Consider the following 1,308-nt stretch of genomic DNA (forward strand, 5'->3'; position numbering starts at 1 on the left):
ACGTTGCGTGACCTGCTCGTGTACGGGCTGGTGTTCATGGTGCCGATCGCGCCGTTCGCGATCTTCGGCGTGGTGTTCAACGCGTCGATGGGCATGGTGCCCCTCACCTACGTCATCGGCTTCGTGGCGATGATCTTCACGGCGTTGAGCTACCGCGAGATGTCGCGGGCGTTCCCGATCTCGGGTTCGGTGTACGCCTATGCCGGGCGCGGCTTGCACCCGGCGGCCGGGTTCCTCGCGGGCTGGGCGATTCTGCTGGACTACCTGCTGGTGCCGACCCTGCTCTACGTCACCGGGGCGGCCGCGTTGGGTTCGGTGTTGCCCGCGGTGCCGCAGGCGGTGTGGGTGATGTTGTTCGTGGTCATCAACACCGTGGTCAACTTGCGGGGGATCGAGACCACGGCGCGGACGAACAAGATCTTCCTGGTCGGCGAGTTGCTGGTGTTGGCGTTGTTCGTGGTGTTGGCGGTGGTGGCGATCTCCCGCGGGGTGAACGGGGCGAGCTGGTCGTTCACGCCGTTCTTTAACCCGGAGGTGTTTCAGCCCAGTCTGATCTTCGCGGCGTTGTCGGTGGCGGTGTTGTCGTTTCTGGGTTTCGATGCGATCAGCACGATGGCCGAGGAGACCCGGGGTGGGGCCCGGGTGGTGGGGCGGGCGACGGTGATCGCGCTGGGGATGGTGGCGGCGTTGTTCATCGTGCAGACCTACCTGGCGGCGCTGCTGCTGCCGGGTCAGACGGAGTTCGCGGGGGAGACGGCCACCAACGAGGCGTTCTACACGGTGGCTGATCTGGTGGGTGGGGCGTGGTTCAAGGTGGTGGTCGCTATCGCGGTGGCGTTGGGGTCGGCGATCGCGAACGCGCTGGTGGCCCAGGCGGCGACGTCGCGGTTGTTGTTCTCGATGGCGCGTGATCGGCAGCTGCCGCGGTTCCTCGCTCATGTCCACCCGGCGCGGCGGGTGCCGGAGCGGGCGGTGGTGCTGGTCTCGGTGGTGAGCCTGGTGCTGGGGCTGTTCTTCGTGGGGCAGATCGGGTTGTTGTCGTCGCTGGTGAACTTCGGTGCGTTGTTCTCGTTCCTGTTGCTGCACGTGTCGGTCGCGGCGTGGTACCTGATCAGGCAGCGCCAGCGGACCTTCGGGTTGCACCTGATCGTGCCGTTGCTCGGGTTTGTGATCATCGGTTATGTGCTGGTGAACGCCGACGCAAACGCCAAGGTCGGTGGGCTGGTGTGGCTCGCTGTCGGGGTGGTGGTGCTGGTGGTGCTGCGCATGACGGGCCGCACGACCGAACTGAAGGTGAGCTGACCCGCC

Annotated in this window: 1 protein-coding gene; it reads left to right on the plus strand. The window is 66.1% G+C overall.

The genetic code is table 11. The annotated features are described in order from the left end of the window. Positions 1-1,302, plus strand: a 1,302-nt coding sequence (locus tag MMF94_RS43100) for an APC family permease (protein ID WP_241043286.1), incomplete at its 5' end; no start/stop codon positions are given. Positions 1,303-1,308 lie beyond the last annotated feature (6 nt).

It is taken from the genome of Pseudonocardia alaniniphila (assembly GCF_022524485.1).
Taxonomy (GTDB): Bacteria; Actinomycetota; Actinomycetes; order Mycobacteriales; family Pseudonocardiaceae; genus Pseudonocardia; species Pseudonocardia alaniniphila.